Annotated in this window: 20 protein-coding genes; 15 read left to right on the top strand and 5 right to left on the bottom strand. The window is 43.0% G+C overall.

Annotated elements, in window-relative coordinates; all coding sequences use genetic code 11:
* Positions 1–86 precede the first annotated feature (86 nt).
* From HMPREF9431_RS01695 to dapA, 4 genes are all read left to right on the top strand, one after another.
* A complete protein-coding gene (locus HMPREF9431_RS01695; RefSeq protein WP_040560654.1) occupies positions 87–1625 on the top strand; it encodes a L,D-transpeptidase scaffold domain-containing protein in 1539 nt (512 codons plus the stop codon).
* Positions 1626–1632: 7 nt separating this feature from the next.
* A complete protein-coding gene (truA, locus tag HMPREF9431_RS01700; RefSeq protein ID WP_040561025.1) occupies positions 1633–2364 on the top strand; it encodes a tRNA pseudouridine(38-40) synthase TruA in 732 nt (243 codons plus the stop codon).
* 502 nt (positions 2365–2866) lie between these two features.
* On the top strand, positions 2867–3784 hold the full coding sequence (locus HMPREF9431_RS01705) for a DMT family transporter (RefSeq protein ID WP_004379343.1): 918 nt from the start codon (positions 2867–2869) through the stop codon (positions 3782–3784).
* 92 nt (positions 3785–3876) lie between these two features.
* The gene (gene dapA, locus HMPREF9431_RS01710; RefSeq protein ID WP_004379344.1) at positions 3877–4764 is read left to right on the top strand and encodes a 4-hydroxy-tetrahydrodipicolinate synthase; all 888 of its coding nucleotides are present in this window, start codon (positions 3877–3879) and stop codon (positions 4762–4764) included.
* A 34-nt stretch (positions 4765–4798) separates the two neighbouring features.
* On the opposite strand, the gene HMPREF9431_RS01715 is transcribed toward dapA, so the two are convergent.
* On the bottom strand, positions 4799–5644 hold the full coding sequence (locus tag HMPREF9431_RS01715) for a glycoside hydrolase family 25 protein (RefSeq protein WP_004379345.1): 846 nt from the start codon (positions 5642–5644) through the stop codon (positions 4799–4801).
* 76 nt (positions 5645–5720) lie between these two features.
* Positions 5721–7361, bottom strand: coding sequence for a diphosphate--fructose-6-phosphate 1-phosphotransferase (locus HMPREF9431_RS01720; protein ID WP_040561026.1), 1641 nt, complete (start codon positions 7359–7361; stop codon positions 5721–5723).
* Between the two features lie 191 nt (positions 7362–7552).
* Here HMPREF9431_RS01720 and HMPREF9431_RS01725 point away from each other — a divergent pair, with 191 nt between their 5' ends.
* The 7 genes from HMPREF9431_RS01725 to HMPREF9431_RS01755 all read left to right on the top strand — a co-directional run bounded on the left by HMPREF9431_RS01725 (position 7553) and on the right by HMPREF9431_RS01755 (position 14647).
* A complete protein-coding gene (locus tag HMPREF9431_RS01725; protein WP_004379348.1) occupies positions 7553–7822 on the top strand; it encodes a hypothetical protein in 270 nt (89 codons plus the stop codon).
* Between the two features lie 6 nt (positions 7823–7828).
* Positions 7829–8377, top strand: coding sequence for a 1-acyl-sn-glycerol-3-phosphate acyltransferase (locus tag HMPREF9431_RS01730; RefSeq protein ID WP_004379349.1), 549 nt, complete (start codon positions 7829–7831; stop codon positions 8375–8377).
* Positions 8367–11267 (top strand): golvesin C-terminal-like domain-containing protein, encoded by a 2901-nt coding sequence (locus tag HMPREF9431_RS01735; protein WP_004379350.1) that lies wholly within the window; start codon positions 8367–8369, stop codon positions 11265–11267. The genes HMPREF9431_RS01730 and HMPREF9431_RS01735 overlap by 11 nt, the downstream gene beginning before the upstream one ends.
* 28 nt (positions 11268–11295) lie before the next feature.
* Positions 11296–11616 (top strand): hypothetical protein, encoded by a 321-nt coding sequence (locus HMPREF9431_RS01740; protein ID WP_004379351.1) that lies wholly within the window; start codon positions 11296–11298, stop codon positions 11614–11616.
* 4 nt (positions 11617–11620) lie between these two features.
* Complete coding sequence (locus tag HMPREF9431_RS12725; RefSeq protein ID WP_155812912.1) at positions 11621–11962, top strand: hypothetical protein; 342 nt, start codon at positions 11621–11623, stop codon at positions 11960–11962.
* Positions 11963–12024: 62 nt separating this feature from the next.
* A complete protein-coding gene (locus tag HMPREF9431_RS01750) occupies positions 12025–14013 on the top strand; it encodes a YgiQ family radical SAM protein (protein ID WP_231287749.1) in 1989 nt (662 codons plus the stop codon).
* 40 nt (positions 14014–14053) lie between these two features.
* Positions 14054–14647 (top strand): RNA polymerase sigma factor, encoded by a 594-nt coding sequence (locus HMPREF9431_RS01755; RefSeq protein ID WP_040560658.1) that lies wholly within the window; start codon positions 14054–14056, stop codon positions 14645–14647.
* 41 nt (positions 14648–14688) lie between these two features.
* Here HMPREF9431_RS01755 and rpe read toward each other — a convergent pair whose 3' ends face one another.
* Complete coding sequence (gene rpe, locus HMPREF9431_RS01760) at positions 14689–15348, bottom strand: ribulose-phosphate 3-epimerase (protein WP_004379354.1); 660 nt, start codon at positions 15346–15348, stop codon at positions 14689–14691.
* A 314-nt stretch (positions 15349–15662) separates the two neighbouring features.
* Between rpe and HMPREF9431_RS01765 the strand changes: the two genes are divergently transcribed.
* The 4 genes from HMPREF9431_RS01765 to HMPREF9431_RS01780 all read left to right on the top strand — a co-directional run bounded on the left by HMPREF9431_RS01765 (position 15663) and on the right by HMPREF9431_RS01780 (position 19459).
* A complete protein-coding gene (locus HMPREF9431_RS01765) occupies positions 15663–16385 on the top strand; it encodes a phosphoribosylanthranilate isomerase (RefSeq protein ID WP_004379355.1) in 723 nt (240 codons plus the stop codon).
* Positions 16386–16548: 163 nt separating this feature from the next.
* Positions 16549–16941 carry a DUF1573 domain-containing protein gene (locus HMPREF9431_RS01770; RefSeq protein WP_004379356.1) on the top strand — a complete coding sequence of 131 codons (393 nt, stop codon included), beginning with the start codon at positions 16549–16551 and terminating at the stop codon, positions 16939–16941.
* Positions 16942–17718, top strand: coding sequence for an EFR1 family ferrodoxin (locus HMPREF9431_RS01775; protein ID WP_004379357.1), 777 nt, complete (start codon positions 16942–16944; stop codon positions 17716–17718).
* 16 nt (positions 17719–17734) lie between these two features.
* Complete coding sequence (locus HMPREF9431_RS01780; protein ID WP_004379358.1) at positions 17735–19459, top strand: M6 family metalloprotease domain-containing protein; 1725 nt, start codon at positions 17735–17737, stop codon at positions 19457–19459.
* Between the two features lie 319 nt (positions 19460–19778).
* Here HMPREF9431_RS01780 and HMPREF9431_RS11945 read toward each other — a convergent pair whose 3' ends face one another.
* Complete coding sequence (locus HMPREF9431_RS11945) at positions 19779–22016, bottom strand: DUF262 domain-containing protein (protein WP_004379359.1); 2238 nt, start codon at positions 22014–22016, stop codon at positions 19779–19781.
* Between the two features lies 1 nt (position 22017).
* Positions 22018–23883: a DUF262 domain-containing protein gene (locus HMPREF9431_RS01790; protein ID WP_004379360.1), complete on the bottom strand. Its 1866-nt coding sequence runs from the start codon at positions 23881–23883 to the stop codon at positions 22018–22020.
* Positions 23884–24052: the final 169 nt, after the last annotated feature.

Here is a 24052-nt window from a genome sequence, read left to right on the forward strand (position 1 = left end):
TTGACAGGAGAACTAATGGAGTGACTATATTTAGGATAAAAGCACAGAATGCATATCGTTTCAGGATAAACGTATTTACTTTTTTGATGGTTGTTTTTGTCGTAGCCTGTAAAGAGCGGGCCGACAATCCCAATGCAAATTTGCAATTATCGCACTATGCAACACTGCGCCAATCGAACTATGCACTAAATTCGCATCAAATACGCCGTTACATCGCGCAACTAAAGAAGAGCGATACCGACTCGATGATGCCCGACATGCGCTGTAAAGCCCATTATACGCGACGTGGAACCTTTTTGTGGATTACGCGGAATGGCGTAAATGCGCAGGCTGAAACGCTCTTAATGGCTTTGCAAAACGTGAAGCATTTGGGCTTCCGACCAGAGAAATTCCGTGTACAACAAATCACCGATGATTTGCAGCGTGCGCATAATTTAGACTTCTCGGATAGCAGCCATACCATCAACAAGGTTTTCGCTCGATTAGAATACAACCTCACCAAAGCTTATTATCGTTATGCAGCCGGCATGCAGTTTGGTTTTGTCAACCCCTACACAGCATTCAATCGCTTGGATTTGTTGAAGCCCGACTCCACATCACAGTCTTATCGCAGCCTGTTTGATGTGCCCATGAAGCGCTTGAATCGCAATTTTTTCAGCATCTGTCAACGCAAATTGGCGCACGACAGCTTGGCGATATTTCTGCAAGAGATTCTTCCGCAAAGTGCATTATATAAAAGGTATGAGGAGATGCTGCAAATCGAAACCAACCCGCAGCAACGTCTGCGCATTCTTTGCAACATGGAGCGTGCGCGCTGGCGCACAGACGACAGGCCGTCGCAGCATAGTAAATATGTGATGGTGAATATACCTGCATTCCAGCTGCGAGCCGTGGATGGCGAAGACGTGTTGGAGATGCGTGTGGGTTGTGGTGCCTTAGACACGAAAACACCCTTGCTCACGAGCCGTTTTATGCGCATGGACATCAATCCACAATGGATTGTACCGCGAAGCATCATCGAAAAATCAATTTTGCCGCAAGCAGGAAACGCTGAATATTTTGAGGCGCGCAATTTCTTCGTGCGACAGCGTTCGACAGGGCGAAAAATGCCACTCGACCAGGTAACGCCCAGCATGCTCATGAGCAAAGACTACTTGGTGATTCAATCGGGTGGGGTAGGGAACTCGTTGGGGCGCATCGTCTTTCGTTTCAACAATAAATTCAGTGTGTTTTTGCACGACACCGATCAGCGCGACTTCTTTGCCAAAAACTCACGCGATGTGAGCCACGGCTGCGTTCGCGTGCAGCATCCCTATGCGTTGGCCCTCTTTCTTTTAGGCGAGAAAGACGAGCAGTTGGCCGAGAAAATACGATATTCGATGACGGCCGATATCGGAAAAAAGAAAGCAAGGCCTGCCGATGGCGACGAAAAAGCTGTGGAGAAGCCAGATACCTTGAAGCGGCAATTACTGATAGGCTCGGTCAACATCACGCCCGAAGTGCCGCTCTTCATCACCTATTTCACGCTCTATCCCGATGCCAATGGCGTCATGCGCGCCTACGACGACGTTTACGGCTACGACCAAGTGATGTATAACATATTAAAGAATTATGGAGCACGATAACCCCCGTATGCAGCGCTATTTCATTTATTTCAGTTATGATGGCACCCGCTATCACGGCTGGCAGCTGCAACCCAATGGCATCTCGGTGCAAGCGGTGCTGCAACAGGCTTTGACAACGCTTTTGCGCACGCCCATTGAAGTGGTGGGAGCCGGCCGAACCGATACGGGTGTGCATGCCCGGTTGATGGTGGCGCATTTCGATTTTGCAGAGGTAATGGACACAGAACAGGTGGTCTATCGGTTAAATCGCATGCTGCCAAGGGACATCAGCGTGCAAAAGCTGGTGCCGGTGGCTGGCGATATGCACGCACGTTTCTCGGCAAAATGGCGCACCTATCACTATTACATCCACACCGCGAAGTCGCCTTTTCTGCGCCACTATTCGCTGCTCGTCACTTTCCCGCTCGACTTCAAGCGGATGAACGAAGGCTGCAAACTGCTACTGGCACAGCGCGATTTCGCCGCCTTTTGCAAAAGTGGCGGCGACAACAAAACAACACTTTGCGAAGTGACGACCTGCCAGTGGGTGCAAACAGCGGCGCACGAATGGTATTTTGAAATCACGGCCAACCGATTTCTGCGCAACATGGTGCGTGCCACGGTGGGGACACTCATGCTTTTGGGGCGGCACAAAATCTCGTTGTCCGAATTCCAGTGCATCTTGACGGACGGCAACCGCAGCCAAGCGGGGGAGAGCATGCCCGGCCATGCGCTGTTTTTAGAAGACATTGTTTATTAGTTGGGGGGAGGAAGAAATGAAGCGCTTAGGTCGGAAATCTGTGTTCGGGAGTCCCCGGCGGGCTGTTTTTCTCAGAAATGCTTGTTCGGGGCTCCCCGAAGCGTTGTTTTTATCAAAAATGCCTGTTCGGGACTCCCCGAAGCGTTGTTTTTATCAAAAACGCTTGTTCGGGAGTCCCCGAAGCGTTGTTTTCATCAAAAACAGTCGAAACACCCCCGGTATCTCGTGTGTTTTTCTCAAAAACAGTCGAAACACCCCTGGTATCTCGTGTGTTTTTCTCAAAAACAGTCGAAACACCCCTGGTATCTCGTGTGTTTTTCTCAAAAACAATCGAAACACCCCTGGTATCTCGTGTGTTTTTCTCAAAAACGACCGAAATACACCCCGTATCTCGTATGTTTTTCTCAAAAAGAGCCGAAATACACCCCGTATCTCGTGTATTTTTCTCAAAAACGGATGTTTCAACCCCTTGGACGGGCTTAACAATTAAAAATATATTGCAATGTGGTTACTCTTAGCATTCCTTTCGGCGGCGCTGCTGGGCTTTTACGACACGTTTAAGAAAAAGTCGTTGCGCAACAACGCGGTCATCCCCGTTTTGTTTCTCAACACGCTGCTTTCAACGCTCATCTTCCTCCCCTTCATCGTTCTGTCCGCTTCGTCGCACACCTTGGACGGCAGCATGTTTTATGTGCCGCAGATGGGGTGGGCGGCACATCGTTTCATTTTGCTGAAGAGCGTTTTGGTGCTGTCGAGCTGGATTTTTGGCTATTTTGCCATGAAGCATCTTCCGCTAAGCATTGTTGGTCCCATCAATGCCACGCGCCCCGTGTTGGTGCTGGTGGGTGCGCTGCTGGTTTATGGCGAGCGGCTCAATCTGTGGCAGTGGACGGGTGTGTTGATGGCCATTTTGTCGTTCTTCTTGTTGAGCCGAAGCGGGCGGAAAGAGGGCATTGACTTTAAGCACAATCGCTGGATATTTTGCCTGATTATTGCAGCATTGTTGGGTGCAGCGAGTGGGTTGTATGACAAATATCTGATGGCCTCTGTGCAGGATGGGGGCGTGGGACTGAATCGCATGGTGGTGCAGAGCTGGTATAACATTTATCAGATGGTTTTAATGGGCATCATTTTGTGCACCATTTGGTTTCCCAAGCGGCGACAGTCAACGCCTTTTCGGTGGGATGGCGCGATTGTTTTCATCTCGATATTCCTAAGTCTTGCCGACTTCGCCTATCTCTACGCGCTAAGCCTCCCCGGTGCCATGATTTCGGTTGTGAGCATGGTGCGCCGCGGCAGTGTCATTGTGAGTTTCATCACGGCAGTGCTCTTTTTTCGGGAACGCAATGTTAAAGCCAAAGCCATCGATTTGCTGTTGGTGTTGCTGGGCATGCTTTGCCTCTACATCGGCTCGCATTGACGGGATGGGGCAGCAAAATAATACCGCCAAGTTGGCACCGCTTTGCAAGAATAATCGTATCTTTGCCTGCACGAACGAAAAAACAAGTATTTATGGCACACAATATATTTAAAGGTTTAGGTATCGCGCTCATCACTCCATTCACATCCGAAGGGAAGGTTGACTATGATGCACTGAAGCGACTCATAGAATATCAGTTGGCAAACGGCGCCGACTTTTTGTGTATTTTGGCAACGACGGGCGAGGCACCTTGCCTGACGCAGCAAGAGCGCGATGACATCACGGCATTTATCAGAGAGCGTGTGGCAGGACGTGTGCCTATCCTTAAATATTGTGGTGGAAACAATACCGCCGCTGTGGTGGAAGAAATCAAGACGACCGATTGGACGGGGATTGATGGCATTTTGAGCATCTGTCCTTATTACAACAAACCTTCTCAAGAAGGAATTTATCAGCATTTTAAAGCCATTGCCGAAGTGAGCCCGTTGCCCATTGTGCTCTATAACGTTCCGGGGCGGACGGGGGTCAACATGAAGCCCGAGACTATTGTTCGCTTGGCCAATGATTTTGCAAATATTGTTGGCGTGAAAGAAGCCAGCGGCAGCATGGAGCAGGTGGATGAGATTATTAAGAATAAGCCCCATCGCTTCGACGTGATTAGTGGCGATGATGCTTTGACGTTCTCCATGGTAGCCAGTGGTGCAGCAGGCGTTATTTCCGTGATTGGTAATGCGCTGCCGAAAGAGTTTAGCCGTATGATTCGCTTAGAATTCAATGGAGAATATGAACCCGCACGGAAAATTCATCACAAATTCACCGAACTTTATTCCTTACTTTTTATCGACGGCAATCCTGCGGGTTGCAAAGCATTACTGAATGATATGGGGATGATTGAGAATGTGCTGCGCCTGCCATTAGTTCCCACAACGATAACGACAAAACAAAAGATGGCGGCTATCCTGAAAGAGCTTCGCATATAATGTTGTAGCAGGCAGAGGAGGGTTGAGGCCGCCCTTACCAACGGCTACTGCCGATGGCCATTTTCTTTAAATCGTAGTAGCTGCCGTTATAGATATTAAAATCGACATAACCTTTTATACCAGGAATTTTTCCTGCATCGGTGTGTTGCCAAAATTTCCAAGCACCTTTATATTCCACCTTGTCTACATAGTAGTGAGCTATCCAATAGGGATAGTCGTTGAAAACGGGTGCTGAAAGATATTGCTGCTTGAATTTGTGGTAGGTATAGAGTATGGGCTTCACGTGATATTTATCTTCCACAATGTGAAGCCAGGTGAGCACATCGCGTTGAAAATCTTCAGTGGTCTGATCGGGACGTTTGTGCTCCACGTCTAAAACGGGTGGCAAATCGCCATCATTAAGATGAACTTTATCAAGAAAATAATAGGCTTGATCGCGTGCAGACGATTTGGTGCTCCAAAAGTGGTAGGCACCGCGAATGAAGCCATAGTCTCCGGCACTCTGATAGTTTTCATAAAACGTTTCGTCGAGTTTGCCCGTTCCTTCTGTGCTCTTCATAATGACAAAACGAATGGGATTTCCCTCAATCATTGCATTGGCCACCTTCTCCCAGTCGATGTTGGTTTGATAATGGGAGATATCAATGCCGTGGATTTCGTAGCCTTCGGGATATTTAGCTTCACCATAAAGTGCACGCCAACGGAACCCCGTAGGTCCAACAAAGAAATGATAAAAGCACCAAACGTAGACCGCTATCATACCCACAGCTCCCCATGCAATGGTTTTGCGTGAGAGATTACGAAAGGGGCGAAAACGTTTACGTGTGGTTGGCTTCCTTCTTTTTCGAGTCCGCTTGTAGGTTCGTTTTGTTGTTGTCATGCAAATAAAAATATAGGGAAAGGCTTGTTTTCTGGTGTTTTTCCTTTCCCTATATATGAATTGATAATAAGTTGGATTATTTTTGTTCCAAAATCAGCGTTTTGGTGGGTTGATCACAAACTTCAGCTGGTCCCCAATATTGGATAGGACCTGGATAAACGTATGCTGTATTCTTCGCCCATTCATCGCGTTTTGCAGCAAAAGCTTTGAAAGGTTTACCATCAAGTTCAACCAATGCCTTGCGGATAACAGGCTTCATCTGGCCGTTCCTGCGTTCCATGTTCATCATCATAGTAATAGGCACACCCCCAGCTTTCCAGTTGTCAGTTGTGGCTGTGGTATTCTTAACAATGGCCATGTAACCAGTCTTTCCATTAGCAATGAGTTGAGCCGCACTGGTTCCTAAGGCGTAGCAATAGTCGGCATCGAAGTTAGATGGAGCAGCGCAACGTCCTTCGTAGCCGAAGAAGTGGTGCTGCGGCGCAAATTTTCCATTGTATTTTCCTTCCTTAGCCCATTGCTGAAGTTTAGCATCAACCATCTCTGAAAGAAGTTTCTCTGTTTCGATGAGTGATACTTGCACATTGCCGTGAGGGTCACGATCCAAACTTAATTGGCGTGCCACACCTTCAGGAAGGGTTTCGAACGTTGCAGCATTCTCCTTTGACAGATGGCTGAGAATATAAGCACGCTGTGCATCCTTGTTCAAGTCCTTGTAGTCGGCACCGTGCGCAGCAAGTAGGTCGTTCAGCTCTTGAATAAGGCGGCCGATAGCAGGAATAAACTCGATTAAACCTTCGGGAATGAGCACTACACCGAAGTTGTTGCCTTGTGCGGCACGATAAGCTACGGTGTTGGCAATGTTCTCAACCACTTCGTTCAGTGTAAGGTCATTTTTCTCAATTTCTTCTGAGATTAAGCAAATGTTGGGTTGGGTTTGCAGTGCACATTCCAACGCGATGTGTGAAGCCGAACGCCCCATAAGCTTTACAAAGTGCCAATATTTGCGTGCAGAGTTGCAGTCACGCTCGATGTTGCCAATCAGCTCTGAATAGGTCTTTGTAGCGGTGTCGAAACCGAATGACGTTTCGATTTGACTGTTCTTCAAGTCGCCATCTATCGTCTTTGGGCAGCCAATCACTTGTACACCATATTTCTTGGCTGCATAATATTCAGCTAATACACAAGCGTTGGTATTCGAATCGTCTCCGCCAATAATAACAATGGCGCTGATGTCTAATTTGCGAATGATTTGCAAGCCTTTTTCAAACTGCTCCTCTTTTTCCAACTTTGTACGTCCAGAGCCAATCATATCGAAACCTCCGGTGTTGCGATACGGGTCAATAAATTCTGAAGTAATTTCAATATAGTTGTGGTCAACCAATCCGCCTGGCCCCATTAAAAAGCCATAAAGGCGGTTTTCGGGATTAAGTTTCTTAACGGCATCGAATAAACCACTAATGACATTGTGCCCGCCAGGAGCTTGTCCACCAGAAAGAATAATACCAACATTCATCTTCTTTTGGTTGGTCTCATTTCCTGGAACAAATTCTACCAAGGGCATTCCATACGTGTTGGGAAATAAGTTCTTAATCTCTTCTTGATTGTCAACGCTTTGTGTTGGCGCTCCTTCTACAATCTTCACTGCACCCTGAAGGGCTTTGGGTAACTTAGGCTGATAAGCAGATCTTGCTTTCTGCAATGCGCTAATTTCCATCATTTCGATTTTATTTTATGATTATAAATTAATGTTATGCAATAACACGCGCAAATTTACGACTTTTCTGTGAAACATAAAAATAAATGGAATGAAAACAAAAATTATCCGAAACTTTTTAAGGTGCATATTTTACAATTACAATTTTTTGTTTATCTTTGGCAAGCATAAATATAAAAGTTACAAAGATTATGGCTAAGAAGAGAGAATTAAAACGGTCTATAGACTATGTTTGTAGCGACTTGTTTGCCGAAGCCGTAGCAGCTTCACTTTATGGTAAAAAGATTAATCAGGAGAATTTAGATGCCCTCTTAAGGGTAATCCTTTCGGTTCACAATGATTTTATCCGCCGCATTTCGCATCCGGAGCCAGGACTTCCTGCAAAAGCTTATTACAAAGTAATTATCAATGATTTCAATACACAGGTAAATGAAATTGTTGACCACATTCAGAATTTATAAAGGCGAATGCGTATACAAAAGTTTGCCAACTGGCTTCTCTATCAGAAAATGGGATGGACAAAACATGTCACCATCCCATTCCCTGAAAAGTTTATTATCTGTTTAGCACCTCATACAAGTAATTGGGACTTTATTTTAGGTCAGCTATTCACGTGGTCTGAAGGTATAAAAATCAATTTCCTGATGAAGCGCGAATGGTTCTTTTGGCCATTGGGCATGTTGTTTAGACGGTTAGGGGGCATACCCGTGTGGCGAAGTAAGCACAGCAGTATGACAGATAATTTAGTTCATACGGCTATGCGATCGTCCGATTTCAGACTTTGTATTACGCCCGAAGGAACACGTTCACCTAATGCTGATTGGAAAAAGGGATTTTATTACATTGCGCTTGGTGCGAAAATCCCCATTCTTCTCTATGGCGTTGATTATGAAAAGAAACAGATTGTATGCACGCAAACTTTTATTCCATCCGGTGATATTGAACGTGATATGCCTTTAATAAAAGATTATTTCAAGTCATTTAAAGGGAAAAAACCAGAGAATTTTGCTTATTGAGAAGAGTTTACCACATCTACGCAAAGTATTGCTATTGTTGTCACTGTTTTGGTATGGATTGTTTCTGTGGGCAGAAATGCCCACAGATTTAAACACCTATAAAGTGATGATGAATGGCTATTTTGCGAAATATTATCAAGAGAAGTTTGATTTTTCGGCTCCGATTGAGGTAAAGTCTATCACCTTAGATGCGAAAGGACGCCTCTTAGTTGAGTTCCATAATGCTCCCGATTTGCAAAATATTATGCCTAAGCAATTACATAAGCTTTATAAATCGATAAAAAAACTACTCCCTACTTTCACACAGCATTATCAGCTGGAATTGCAATGTGGCGGGCAACCCATAGCGTATCTTTTACCAGATGCCAAGCTGCCTGCAGATATTGGTCGTCAGTTTTGGGGCGATATAGATGATGTCGATGCACCGTGGGTAGCAAATGCTTCACATCCATTTGCTATTCCGCATGGTTTATTTGGTCGCCATATTTCCTTATGGGCGAGCCATGGACGCTATTACGACATAAACAAGAGTAAATGGGTGTGGCAGCGTCCTGCGCTCTTTTGCACAACAGAAGATTTGTTCACGCAAACGATCGTCGTACCTTATCTCATCCCGATGTTGCAACGAGCAGGAGCGGTTGTGTTTACGCCGCGTGAGCGTGATTGGCAAACCGAAGAGCACATCATCGATAATGATATTTCAAAAGTGCCAGCCTATCGGGAGGAAAATGTAAAAGGTGTGTGGACCACAACCGACACTCCTGGTTTCTCAATGCATCAAGGGAGTTACGAAAATGGTGAAAATCCGTTTGAACAAGGGACGGCGCGCATGGCCAAAGCCACGAGAAGCAAAAATCCGTCACTCATTTCCTATCAGCCCACATTCCAGAAGGCAGGACGCTTTGCCGTGTACGTGAGTTATCAAACAACGGAAAAAAGCGTGTCCGATGCCGAATATATCGTTTATCATCGCGGGCAGGCAACTCGTTTTTTGGTCAATCAAACCATGGGTGGTGGTACATGGGTTTATTTGGGCTCGTTTGATTTTGATGCTGGCAGTAGCTTGGACAATCGCGTTGTGCTCACCAACCACTCCGCGCATCATGGTGTGGTTACAGCTGATGCCTTGCGTTTTGGAGGAGGAATGGGTAACATTTCGCGTGGCGGAATAGTCAGTGGTATGCCGCGTTGTTTGGAAGGTGCGCGCTACTATGCGCAATGGGCTGGAGCACCCACGTGGGTGTATAATGGGAAATTAGGTGCCAACGATTATGGGGATGATATCAATGCACGTCCTCAGATGACCAACTGGCTTAGCGGAGGGTCATGCTATGTGCCCAACTTAGAGGGTAAGCGCGTTCCGATCGAATTGGCTTTAGCGGTGCATAGTGACGCAGGCTACAACGCCGATGGCAGTTTGGTGGGTTCGTTGGCCATTTGCACGACCCATTTCAACGAAGGCCAGCTGAATGCAGGCGTGAGCCGTTTGGTTTCGAAAGATTTTGCACAACAGTTGTTGGACGGACTGCAACGAGATTTGTCAGCCTCGCAGACCCCTTGGCCCATTCGTTATCTTTGGGATAAGAACTATGCCGAAACACGTCTGTCCGAAGTGCCGAGTGCCATTATTGAGACCCTTTCCCATCAGAATTTTCCCGACATGCTGTTAGGGCAAGATCCCCATTTTAAATTTCTCATGGCACGCTCTCTTTATAAGACGATTGCTCGCTATGTGAATGGTGCACATGGACGTCCCACGGTTATTGCGCCCCTCGCCCCACAAGACTTCCGTCTCACTTTTGTGCAACCGCAACGCATTCGTCTGGCCTGGTCGACCACTCCCGACAGTTTAGAACCCTCTGCCACGCCTTCTTCCTACGTGGTCTACACAGCTATGGGCGACAAAGGCTATGACAATGGTGTTGTGGTGGGCACTCCTTACACAGAAATCGACTTGCAGCCCGGCGTGCAATATAATTTCAAGGTGACGGCCATCAACCAGGGTGGCGAGAGCTTCCCAACGGAGGAACTGTCGGCCTATCATGTGTCGGGCGCCACAAAAACGATTCTCGTGGCAAATGGATTCACTCGTTTAGCCCCACCATTCGTGGTGGATGATGCCGACCGTCAAGGCTTTGATATGGACAAAGACCCTGGTGTGTCCTATGGTTTAACTGCAGGATGGAGTGGGCGACAGCTCAATTTCGACAAGACACGCATGGGCATTGAAGATGCAACCGGTTTGGGCTATAGCGGCAACGAACTTGAAGGAAAATTCATTGCTGGCAACGATTTCTCGGCTGTGCGCAGCCATGTGGAAGCACTTGCTGCCATAGGCACTTATAATGTGGCCAGTTGCACGCTCAGCTGTGTAGAGAAGAGGCTGGAGCCGCTCACCCGCTATCAGGCTATAGACCTTCTTTTGGGCTTGCAGAAAACCGACCGCTACGGTCAGACCTTCTCAAAGCCGTTGCAACAACTGTTACGCAATTATGTGGCGCAGCGTGGACAACTGTTGGTAAGCGGCAGTTATGCGGCCTCCGACCAGCGCAGCGAGTCTGACAGAAAGTTTCTTTCCGATGTATTCAAGGTTGAGTCGGTCAGCTGCGACTCGTGCCATGCAGGTGAAACCATTTACGCTGGGCAAGACAGCTTCGACATTTTCCGCACCCCCAACGCTGACCATTATGCCGCAACTTCGGTCGATGCGCTGCAACCTTTGGATGGTGCGGCCATGGTGCTGCAATATAGTGACGGGCAGCCGGCTGCGACATGCTACCGCGGGCCAAACTATCGGGCGTGGTTCATGGGCTTTCCCTTTGAATGTATTCGGCAACGTTCGCAACGCACCATGCTGATGCGCACCATCATGCAGCAACTTTTTCAATAAACGAAATCATCATTTACAATATAAAACAATGTATAAAATACAAGCAAATCCATCGGGTACGCGTTCGATAGAACTCACCGAGGAACATCTGCAAACCATTGACCGTTATCATCTGACGCGCAATTTGGTAGATAGCAATGGCATTGTCGACGAAAACGTGTTGGACAAGCTGAAATTCAATGTGCGCTCACTGCTCGAGAGCGAAGAAGGCAACAACAAACCGTTGCTGGATCTTTGCCTCGATGTGATCTACCATCCCAATATGAAGGCCTTTGGCTTGCACCAGCTGATGCTGCTATTTGCCGATTGGAAGAGCAAGCAGGCTGGAGAAGAAGGGTGCGACGCATAAAAGGATGCTTCCAGCGCACACTCTGCATGGTTTTAAAAACAAAATACCGTTTCGCGCGTTGTTTTTCCAAGGCTTTTTTCCAAAACGTCGTTTCGCGCGTTGTTTTTCCAAGGCTTTTTTCCAAAACATCGTTTCGTGCGTTGTTTTTCCAAGGCTTTTTTCCAAAACATCGTTTCGCGCGTTGTTTTTCCAAGGTTTTTTTCCAAAACATCGTTTCGCGCGTTGTTTTTCCAAGGTTTTTCAGAAAAGTGCCGCTTCGCGCGTTGTTTTTGGGAGACTTTTAGCACAAGGAGCATTTCCGATGTATCGAGAACATAGTTTAAATACGGATATAAAAAAGAGATAAGAAGATTGGATTCATCGCATTATCAACTCACCGATTTTCTTCCAACTACGAAAAAGGAGTGTATGCTCCGTGGTTGGGACGAGCTTGATGTCATTCTTTTTTCGGGCGATGCTTATATCGACCACCCCTCTTTTGGTGTGGCCGTCATCGGCCGCTCTTTAGAGGCTGCAGGCTATCGCGTGGCCATCGTGCCGCAACCCGATTGGCATGGCGATTATCGTGATTTTAAAAAGTTAGGGCGGCCGAGGCTGTTTTTTGGTATTTCGCCGGGCTGCATGGATTCGATGGTGAACAAATACACGGCTAATCGGCGTTTGCGAGCCGTCGATGAATATAGCCCCGACGGTCGACATGACTGCCGTCCCGAGTATCCGACGATTGTCTATTCACGAATTTTGAAGCAACTTTATCCCGATGTTCCCGTCGTCTTGGGAGGCATCGAAGCCTCTATGCGCCGCCTTACACACTATGATTATTGGCAAGATCGGTTACGCCCGAGCATTCTTTGCGACAGCAAGGCCGATTTGATACTCTATGGTTCGGGGGCAAAGTCCATTCTTCAGCTTTGTCAGGACATTGATGCTGGCCGTCGCATTGCCGACATTCACGACATTCCGCAGACGGTTTATCTGACGCCTATTGCCCAATTTGCCAATGAAATCAAGGCCGACGATATTGTGTTGCATGCTCACGAAACTTGCTTGCACGACAAACGTGCCGAGGCCGAGAACTATCGGCATATTGAGGAAGAATCAAACAAGATTCATGCGCAGCGGCTTTTGCAGCAGGTGGGCAAACAATATGTGGTGGTCAACCCGCCTTATCCCACGATGACAACCGATGAGGTGGATGCGCTTTTCGACCTTCCTTATACCCGTTTGCCCCATCCAAAATATAAAAATAAGCGGTTACAGGCCTACGACATGATTAAATTCTCCATCAACATGCACCAAGGCTGTTTTGGTGGCTGCGCATTTTGCACCATCTCGGCTCATCAAGGCAAGTTTGTGGCTTGTCGCAGCCAGCGTAGCATTGTGGAAGAAGCACGAAAGGTGACGCAGATGCCCGATTTTAAAGGCTACATTTCTGATCTTGGCGGGCCGTCGGCTAACATGTATGGCATGCGTGGCCGTAACCTCAAAGCGTGTGAGCATTGCAAACGTCCATCGTGTATTCATCCAGAGATTTGTCCCAATTTGAATGTGGACCACAGTCAGCTGTTAGAAATCTATCGTGCCGTAGATGCACTTCCTGGCGTAAAAAAGAGCTTCATTGGGAGTGGTGTGCGTTATGATTTGTTGCTGCACAAGAGCAAGGATGAGACACTTAATGCGGCAGCAAAACAATATACACGCGAACTGATTGTTAACCACGTGAGCGGACGCTTGAAAATTGCCCCCGAGCATACACAGGATGAGGTGCTCCAACTTATGCGAAAGCCCTCGTTTTCGCAGTTTTATGCGTTTAAAGAAATCTTTGACCAAGTGAATAAAGAGGCTGGGTTGAAGCAACAACTCATCCCTTATTTCATCAGTTCGCATCCTGGATGTCGAGAAGAAGACATGGCCGAATTGGCCGTGATTACTAAAAAATTGAACTTCCAGTTAGAGCAGGTGCAGGATTTCACGCCTACGCCCATGACCATTTCAACCGAAGCCTGGTACACGGGCTACAATCCCTACACGTTGGAGCCTGTGTTCAGCGCTAAGACACCGCAAGAAAAGTTGGCACAACGCCAATTCTTCTTTTGGTATAAGGCGGAGGAACGTAAGGGTATTGCGCGCGAATTGCGGCGCATCCACCGCGAAGATCTCATTGCAGCCCTTTTCCCTAAAGGGCAATCAGCAAGCTTTTCAAAGTCGCATACAGCACATTACGATGACCGTCCTATAGGAAGTACGTACACGCCTCCGACGCATGAAGCGCCGATAGCCAAACGGCACGAGGGGTCGCAAAATACACATCAGAAGGCAACTGCCACACAAGGATCTCCAAAGGCTAAGGCTAAGCCCAAGAGTTTTAATCCCAATTTTAGACGGCGTAGAAAATGAATGGCAGGAAATCTCTTTCACAATCCTTTAAACATAACAGATGATGAATCTAAATTCACTTACAGATGAAGAGTTGGCGTTGCGCTATGTTGCCGGCAATAATCGCGCTTTTGATGAATTGTTGCGACGCAATCAAAGTCAGCTCTTTACATATATTCTCTTCGTGGTTCGCGACCGACATGTGGCTGACGATGTCTTCCAGGAAACTTTTGTGCGAGCCATTAGCAAATTGCAGAATAACGCTTATCGGGCGAATGGAAAATTTGGTGCATGGCTCACGCGCATCGCCCACAACGTGATGATAGATTTATTTCGTTCGCAAAAGCATAAGAACATCATTTCTATTGAAGATGATACGCTCACGCAACTCTCGGCAAGGGCGCTTTTGGCTAACAATATTGAAGCAGAGTGCATCAATGCACAAGTACTAACCGATGTAAAACGCATGGTAGATTTGCTTCCTCCCGTGCAACGTGAAGTTGTTTTCATGCGTTTTTACCAACAAATGCCGTTTAAAGAAATCGCAGAGCGGACCAATGTAAGCATCAACACGAGTTTAGGACGTTTGCACTATGCCATCCGCAATTTGCGAAAGATGGCACGAATATACAACATCTCTTTGCAACTTGCTTGACCTTCGAATCGGCATAATAACCATTTGAGCTAAAACGCCTACTACATATTTCTAACGTGCTTTAAGGCAGCGATGGTTTCAAGTGGGTTCTGGCTTCTAAAAATATAACTCCCACTCACTAAAACGTCAGCACCTGCTTGAACAAGTGCCGGAGCTGTGTTTGCATCAACACCCCCATCTACTTGAATTAGTGTGCTGGTGTGTGCAGTTTCTATCAGCTGTTTTAGCCGCTTAACTTTTTCTACTGTATGTGGAATAAATTGCTGTCCGCCGAAACCTGGGTTAACACTCATGAGCAACACCATGTCAACCACATCAATCACATCTTCCAACATGCTTACAGGAGTCGAAGGATTAAGCGTGACACCCGCTTTCATCCCCGCGGCATGAATTTGCTGAATAGTGCGATGCAGATGCGTACAGGCTTCATAATGCACATTCATCATCATTGCTTGCAGGCGAGCAACTTGCTCAATATAGCGCTCGGGCTGCACAATCATGAGATGCACATCTAAAGGTTTTTTACAAATCTTTTGTACAGCTTCAATCACTGGAAATCCAAATGAGATATTGGGTACAAAGACTCCATCCATGATGTCCAAGTGTAACCAGTCGGCTTCACTCTGGTTAACCATCTCGATATCTTTCTGTAAGTTCAGAAAGTTGGCCGATAAAAGCGAGGGAGAAATGAGTGTTTCCATATTGTTGTGTTTCTTTTAATTCAAATAAGATGAAGTTCTTTCGTGTTTAAACTTTACCAATTGATAGGTATAGGCCACTTGGCGAATAATGTGTAATGTTCGTTCTGAAGGCTGTGGCCCTTCGTTTTTTTGAGGCTTCATACGTTGCTGCTTAATGAATGGTTGTCTATTTCTCTAACGCAGCTTAGCAAGTAATATTGCATTTTCCTAAAATCTTTAATGTTTTATTCATAAACTAATTGTAAATTTGCAGGCAATATGGCGCATTTTTCCCGCGTAAATAGTACACTTTCTGTAAACATTGAAAAATGGTTATGAAAAATCGACAACTACCTTTGCAAATAAAAGTTTGTGGCTTGTGCAGTGCCCACAATATTAAAGAGGTTTCAAACCTTTCGGTTGATATGATAGGATTTGTTTTTTCTCCGGAGTCTTTCCGTTTTATTCGTTTGCAGCCGAGTGGGGCAGGGCTTTTACCTGATTATGCAAAGCCACATCATAATATATTGCTGAAACAGACATCTCAAGCACTTCAACCACCCAAACGCGTCGGTGTATTTACGAATGCCATGCCCCAGCAAATCATCACCTATATTTATAACTATCAGTTGGATTATGTACAGCTTGACGGTTCAGCCTCTCCTGTGCTTATTGATAATCTTCGACGCAGTGTTGATCCTGATATTCGCCCCAATATAAAGTTTATAAAGACTATTTATGTGGCAGATAAGGCTGATCTTTCCTGCTGTCAACAATATGAAGGGCATGCCGATATGCTTTTGTTTGATGCAAAGCATAATCAAGCAACAGATGCTGATGAGCCTTTCGATTGGAGTATTTTATATGCCTATTCCGGCAAACTACCTTTCTTGTTGGGTGGAGGAATTGGGCCCAATACGGTGGCTGCTATCCGACAATTTCATCATCCACAATGTGTTGGTATCAATCTGAACAGTAAATTTGAAAAGTCTCCAACCATAAAAGATATACATCTGTTGCAGAAATTCCTGGAAGCAATCCGACAGGATGACATTTAGCGAGGAGTGTCTTAATTCAAAATTGCAACATAGCAAAGGTGTTGATGTGATTAGAATGGCTGCGAAAGTTTGGTAATATAATGCAAAAAAACTTTAAACACCCGATAAAATCACTTAACTTTTGTATTTTTGCACTCCATATAATACTTTAAAAGAAGGAATTATGAAGAAAGGTTTAATGATAGCCATCCTTATGATAGCATTTGTTTCGATGGCCTTTGCACAGAAGCAAGCAGAAATTAAATTTGATAAGACAACTCAGGATTTAGGTACTTTTACAGAGAAAGAAGCCGTGCAACAAGCTATCTTTACTTTTACAAATGTAGGCGATGCACCTTTAGTTATCAATCAAGCAATTGCAAGTTGCGGTTGCACAATCCCCTCTTATACTAAGGCTCCTATTCAACCTGGCCAAAAGGGGCAGATTAAAGTAACCTATAATGGAGAAGGAAAGTTTCCTGGACATTTTAAGAAGAGCATCACAGTGCGCACAAATGCAAAAACAGAGATGACACGTCTCTATATTGAAGGTGTGATGAATGAAGCTCAGAAGTAGATGATTTTTTATCTTTCTGGCACAGGAAATAGTAAATGGGCTGCGCAAAAATTAGCACAGTTCACACAAGAAACATTATATGCAATCCCCGAAATTATGGATGGGGATTGCAATTTTGCGTTAAAGACAGATGAACGAATAGGATTTGTTTTCCCTGTCCATGGCTGGCGTCCTCCAAAAATAGTGCGCACATTCATGCAGAAATTACAGCTGCGTGCAACACATTTAGAACAGCATTTTTGCTATCTTTTGTGCACAGCGGGCAACGATGTAGGGCTAACGATGGATTATGCACAAAAGGACTTAGAAAAAGTGGGACTGCATGTGCAGGCCATGTTTTCGCTCCTTATGCCAAATACCTATGTGGGACTCCCTTTTATGGATATAGACAGTAGAGCTACGATGCTACGAAAAAAGCATGAGGCAGAAAAGGCATTGAGAGATTATGCGAAAGCTATCTTTGATTGTAAGAGGGGAGAGGTGCATTTACATTTAAGTAAATGGCCTCGCATCAATAGCTATTTCTTGGGGAAAGTATTCACGAATTATTTCATAACCGATTCACCTTTCCATGTTGATGTGAAAAGGTGTGTAGCATGTGGTATTTGTAAAATGGTCTGTCCTGTAGATGACATCGTGGGCGGATTTCGGCAAAAGCCAGCTTGGAAGCACAATGAAAGATGCTTAGCTTGTTTTGCATGCTATCATCATTGCCCTCAACATGCTATCGATTATGGCTGGATGACACGCAGAAAAGGACAATATTATTTTAAATAAACTCAAAAGAAAACAAATGGATAACTTGAACCGCATGCAACAATGTTGCAAATTTTTTCTTAAGAAGCAAAGTCTTATCCTGTTCTTTGCACTGATAGCTTATGTGCCAAATCTGTCCGCAACGAACAATGACACTACTTTTGTGCGGTGCAATGATGGAAAAATTATTCCAATGCCTGCATGGGATAGCCCGGAAGCTGCATTTATCACACCCCGCAAGCACCCAGACAACAAGTTGTTACAAGGGCAAGGCACACGCGTTGTAAATCCCATAGTACATTATACACCACACACAGGATCGCCACGAATACTGGTGATTTTAGCCAGCTTTAAAGACAAGAAAATCAGCGTTGACCAACCTAAGGTTGCATTCAATGATTTTTTTAACGCAACTGGGAAGTTACAGAATCGTGGTAATGGAAACCATCGCAATTTCAGCAGTGTCGCACAATATTTCAAAGCATCAAGCAATGGTGCGTTTACACCCATATTTGATGTTTATGGTCCAGTAGAACTTCCACACAACATGAGCTACTATGGTGGAAACGATCCTGACGATAATAATGATGAGCGTCCTGAGGAACTTACCCGTGATGCATTTGAATTGGTTAAAGGACAAATAACAAATGTAAATCAATATGACAGCAATCATGATGGCTATTTTGATTGTGTCTATGTGATTTATGCAGGATTGGGGCAAAACAATGGCGGTTTAGGTGAAAATGTGTGGGCTTGTGCTAGCTACATGACAGGCACTACACCTGAGCTTAATGGTAAAAGGGTCTTCCGATATAGCATTGGTGCAGAGCTTTTTCCACGCGTGGCTGACAAGCATACAGGAAAAACTCAGATTAATAGCATTGGCGTAACGTGCCATGAATTTTCTCACACAATGGGACTTCCTGATATTTATCCCACAGTGAGTTCGGCACATGTTCACAACCAGGAAATGGAGTTGTGGGATTTGATGGATGGTGGCGAATATGCAGGAAACGGAGGTTTTATTCCAATGCCTTATACTGCCTGGGAGCGGAAACAAATGGGCTGGCCTGTAAATATCCAACCTTTATTGACTGATCGGCAGGCTATCACGATGGATAAAACGCTGAATGAGGGTGGAGCAGCCTATCAGATTGTTAATCCCAACGACAGTCGTGAATATTTCTTGATGGAGAATATTAAGAAAGAAAATTGGTATGGTGGATTGCCCGCCGCGGGATTATTGGTTTATCGCATTACAGATGTCGACAATCTTGACTTCTATTATCATCCCAACAATATAGCCAATAAACCCACTATCGCGGTTGTTCCTGCAGACGGTTTGCTGTTTTCATCCTATCTGCAGCCTTCTACGAATGGACAGAAGGTTTATATGAACCAATTGAAGGGCGATCTCTTTGCGGGACCAAATAATGTTGATAAACTCAATGACGATTTAAAATTGCCTAATTTCTGGTGGTATACAGCCGGCAGTACACTTGACCGGTCAGAAGCTAATGCAAATTATTACAAAGTAAATCAGGGATTAGGCAATATCCAGCGCGACCATAATGGCACTATCACATTTACCTATTATGCCGATATAAAAAATAATCCACCATCAGCTATTCATCATGCAACAAGTCACTCGAAATATGAGAACCGAATATACACAGTAAATGGACTATATATGGGAACATCTATGGAGCATCTTCCAGCTGGCGTGTATATTATTAATCATAAAAAAGTAGTTATAAAATAAGCATTGATCAGTTAAAATAGGGTCTCATGCTCCATATTTCCATCAAAATCAACAATTTTTGAAAATATTTCGAAGAAAATTTTGCTAAAAGTTTTTTTTATTCAAAAAAAAGTATTACATTTGTCAATGTTATCCTGAAAACAATCTTTTTGCCTTAAGAGAGACTAATACCTATTGAAGATTTGGAGCGATTACCTGTGAAGGTCATCGCTTTTTTATTGCCGTTTAATGGAGTTCTTTACTTATTTCGGATAATATGGATTATGATAAATAAAAAGTAGACTCATTATAGCATGACACAGTTTACTTACTCGCTCAATCACTCCTTTAATAAACGGAAGAACAACTCATTAACCTCTTCGTCAGCCTCTCGAATAGTTTTCTTTATCGAAAGTTGTGAGTCAAAATATTCTTCTTTATCTGCATTTTCTTTTGATACATAAGCAATCCTGTTAGCAGGTCTACATATAGCGTATCCACAATGCGAATTCGCAAGAGTGAATGGTAGTTCTCTGTCAATCTTATTTTTTTGACAATCATCCCAAGCAGCAATACCTGATCCATCCCAATAACTCAATAGCAATCCATATTTTTCAGCCCAAAGTACTTTTGCTGTAAGCCATAGTTTCAGGTAAGCTATAGAATTGAAATTATCATCATGAATATTTGGTAAGTTGTTACTCACAATGTTAGATTTTAAAATCGATTTTCTAACCTCTTCTTTTAGACATACAAGCAAATCTTCATTGGATTTAGACCTTAATACACGTACTAATGCTGGATCAAGTAAATAGTGAAAATAAGGAGGATCCTCATCTCTCCATGAAAACCAAGCGCCATTCATATTTTTAGTATAGTCAATGTGTCCTGGAGCAAAATATCCCCTCAATACTCTGAAAAGACGATAATAATTAGCAATATTAAGAGTTAATGGTTCACTACTATTCCTTACATATTCCTCATTGCAGAAACACTTCAATAAGAGATTAAAGTTGTTATACACTTTTTGTGCAATATCCCATTGGATAGAAGTGTTGATAGTTTTCGATATAATAGATAAATCCCCCATCATATCAATATTGTCTTCCCATTTCTGAACTTCGTTTTCCCTTTCGGCATTCTTTGCAATAAGGTTTTTCTTAAAGATCTCATCTTCATTATTCCATTGATTCAATTTTATATTAGAAATTAGTCTTATTGAATCTATATTCTTCTCAGTATCATAATTCAGCACATCTTCCTCTGAAGTTGAATTACTGATAATCTGTAAAATATACCTCCAATCCACAAAATATGTGTTAATGTCGTCAATCATATGACGTTTGCGAATTGAATCAAACCAATTACGCCTAATTCTTCTCATAAAGACATTCAGCTTCTGAGGCCTTTTGAACTTCTGTATGTATCCAATTAGTGGAAGGACAATGTTGTAATCTTGTTCTCTTAGCCATGAAAAAATTCCAATATATTTTTTTTTAGGTGATTGTATATAGCTGAGTTGTCTTTTGATTTCTTCGTTTTCATCAAGTACGTCTACTAAGTATTTGAGTGCTATAAAATAAGAATTAACCTCATCTAAAATTTTGGTATACGAATCTTTACTAATGTTGAGAAACTCTTTTTTGGAATCAATTGGATATTCCTTATCACCCTTATAAGTTTTTTCTTGTAATAGCCTTGACTGCCAAAACCAAATGAAAAATTGTTTCATTCCATCGTCAGCACAGAGATCACTTCCTCTGTTCTGCCAAAACCAGTCTTCTCGCTCCTCCCATTGTTCATTGTAGAGCTTATTATCGCTAATGTTTCCTAATAATATTGGCTTTATGTTCTCTGTTGACGACAATGGTTCGCCTGTTGTATTGATTACGATATATGTTTCTTCGCCTCTAGCACGGTTTTCCATATCATAATATATCATTTTAAGGTTGTTGAGAAGGAATTTACCAAAAGATTTATAGTCGATATCCTTTTCATTTACGAGTATTTTCTCTATTATTCCCAAGGCTGCCAACATGCTTTGTACAGTCGCATCTCTTTCATATTCATCAAAGTACCAATTTGATTCTTTGATTAGAGAAACACCTGATAAAAAGTTGTTTATGAAGAAGTTTAGTGAAAGATCACTCAGGAAATACAATGTACTTTCTCTAATTGAGTAGAGAAGGTGTGGCTCATAATCATCTTGCATTTCCACAGACGAAATAATGAATCCATTAAATTCTCCATCAGAGAATCTATTAACCATTCCCAATAATAAGAATAAAGTGGTGATACGTTGTTGTCCATCACAAATATTGAAACAATTTAAAGGCTCTTCATATCCATAAACAAGGCCAAGTAGAAGGTCGCTGGTTGGAGAGGATTGCTCCTTAAAGGAAGTCAGTAAATAGTCACCAACGAAGCTAGAAACAAGTTCCTTTTGGACTTTTTCTTGTTTGATATATGCGTTGTTACCCCAACAATAATCTCGTTGCAAATCAGGGATGACTATCTTGTTGTCATGAGAGAACAATTCACTAAGTGAAAATTCTTCTCCATTTCTTAAATTACTCATATTATAAATTGATATTATATGTTTTCTTAAAAATCTCAATAAACTCATCTTTCTGTTGCTGTATTTCAGTTACGCCCCAAGTTGACTTTGCAAAGGCGTACATTGAATGTAAGAGGCTTCTACTTTTAAAGTTTAATCCTTCACATTCTGCATTAGGGTTGAAATACAAAGCTTTTTTTGATTCAAAAGACTTCGCTCCAAACTTAGAGTTATCCCCGCCATATAAGAGAACGAGATTACCAATACAATGTTCACTGCCATTATTCTTAAAGAGTTTTCTATCAAGCATTGCGTCTGATTTCTCTTTTATCAGAAGAGTCAAATCACTCTCTGAAATTTCCGTTCCGTCTCCCCTTTTGTACAACAATTTACCATTGACATATATTGGATTCTCATCTTTGTCCAACGCGATATGATATACTCTTGATTTAGGGAAGATATGTTCCAGTGATTTATTTTTCCAAATCGAAAAGTCGAATATATGTCCTCTCCCATCATGAAGTCTATTGTATTCTTCAACATTTAATCGAAGTAATTGTTTAAAGGCTAAACCATCCGATTTGCCATATACTCTATTCTCAGATAGGGAATCAAGCACGTTTTCTGCTTTTGCTTCCTTTGTTTTTTCATCATCTTTCAAGCTCTCTGGGTGACAATATTCTCTATGCGTAGTTCCTACCAGTCTCCAATTAGCATAATCTTTTAGAGCGGCAATATTATGCTTATTAGAAATAAAAAAGAGTAGAATGTCCATCATATCTTCCTTACCTGTGTTACACAATAAAGACATTTTTAGATAATTATAGATTTTTGGGGTTGAAAACAGATCCTCGAAGGACTTTTGTAAATCTCGCAAATCCTTGAAAATCTGTTTTGCCTGATAGCCATTTCTCCCACTACTCAATAACTGCTTAAACTCTTTGTAGTCTAATGTTTTTAAGGATTTTCTTCGGAGGGCATAGAATTCCAGCAGTAGTCCCATTGGTTTTGATGTATTAAAATAATCCTTTACATCTTTTCTATTCCACCAATACAACCATTTATCCCATTCTCTTGCATATTTACTTCGTAAAGAATTCCCCTCCCATGATTGTGCCCAAATTTGCATCAACTGTTTCTCTGGTGACATGTATTCTGTCAATGTAAGTTGTTTACTCGACACAGCATGGAGCATCCCCGCCTTTATTAACTCTTCTTGGTACATTGTTGCTTTATTACCATTCATCATGGAAAACGTCTTAACGGCCTTGTCTTCATTCACAACAATATATAGCAAACTAACTTTATCCAACAGAAATTTCTGAAAGCTCTCTTTGTTTATATCTTTAAGAATGTGATGGATTTGCCTAGTTGCTTCAATAAAGTAATAAGCATCTTGATTCATGTTCTTCTTTATCTTTTCTGAGTAGGAACTTAAAGATGATGATGAACACAAGTGTGTTTTCAGATTCTCTATTCTTTCAGAAGGTATCTCTTTTAGTTCATAGAGTAACAATTGCGAACATTCTCTCACATCATAAGACAAATCAAACGATTCATGTCCATTGGATTTCTGAAGGTTTGAGTTTGAAAGATACCATAATATTAGATATATACTTGTTGTTCTTTGTTGCCCATCAATAAGAACAACATTCTTTCGACCGTCTATAAATCTTTCAGTTACGGTTACCCCTTGTAGAAAATAGTCGCTATTAGGATTTTTGCCGAATTCATCTACTAAGTCAAGAAGTAGATGCTCCAGAGATGATTCTTTGCCTTTTGACTTAACAGACCATTTATATCCCCTTTGATAATTTGGTATAACAAACAAGGGATGATTCTCGTATATATAATTTCTCAACCGCTTAAATTGTGTTCTTTGTTCCATATTAATTAAAACTTCTTGAAAAATTATTATTTATATGTTATTTTTTATTCTATTTATCTCAATTCTAATGAAAAAACTATGCGAGTTCGGGATAGGAAAATTGCTTAAAAAGTTGGTAAATCTCGCTATTATTTTGTAACTTTATAGTTAAAAATCAGCAACTTATATA

It is taken from the genome of Segatella oulorum F0390 (assembly GCF_000224615.1).
Lineage (GTDB): Bacteria > Bacteroidota > Bacteroidia > Bacteroidales > Bacteroidaceae > Prevotella > Prevotella oulorum.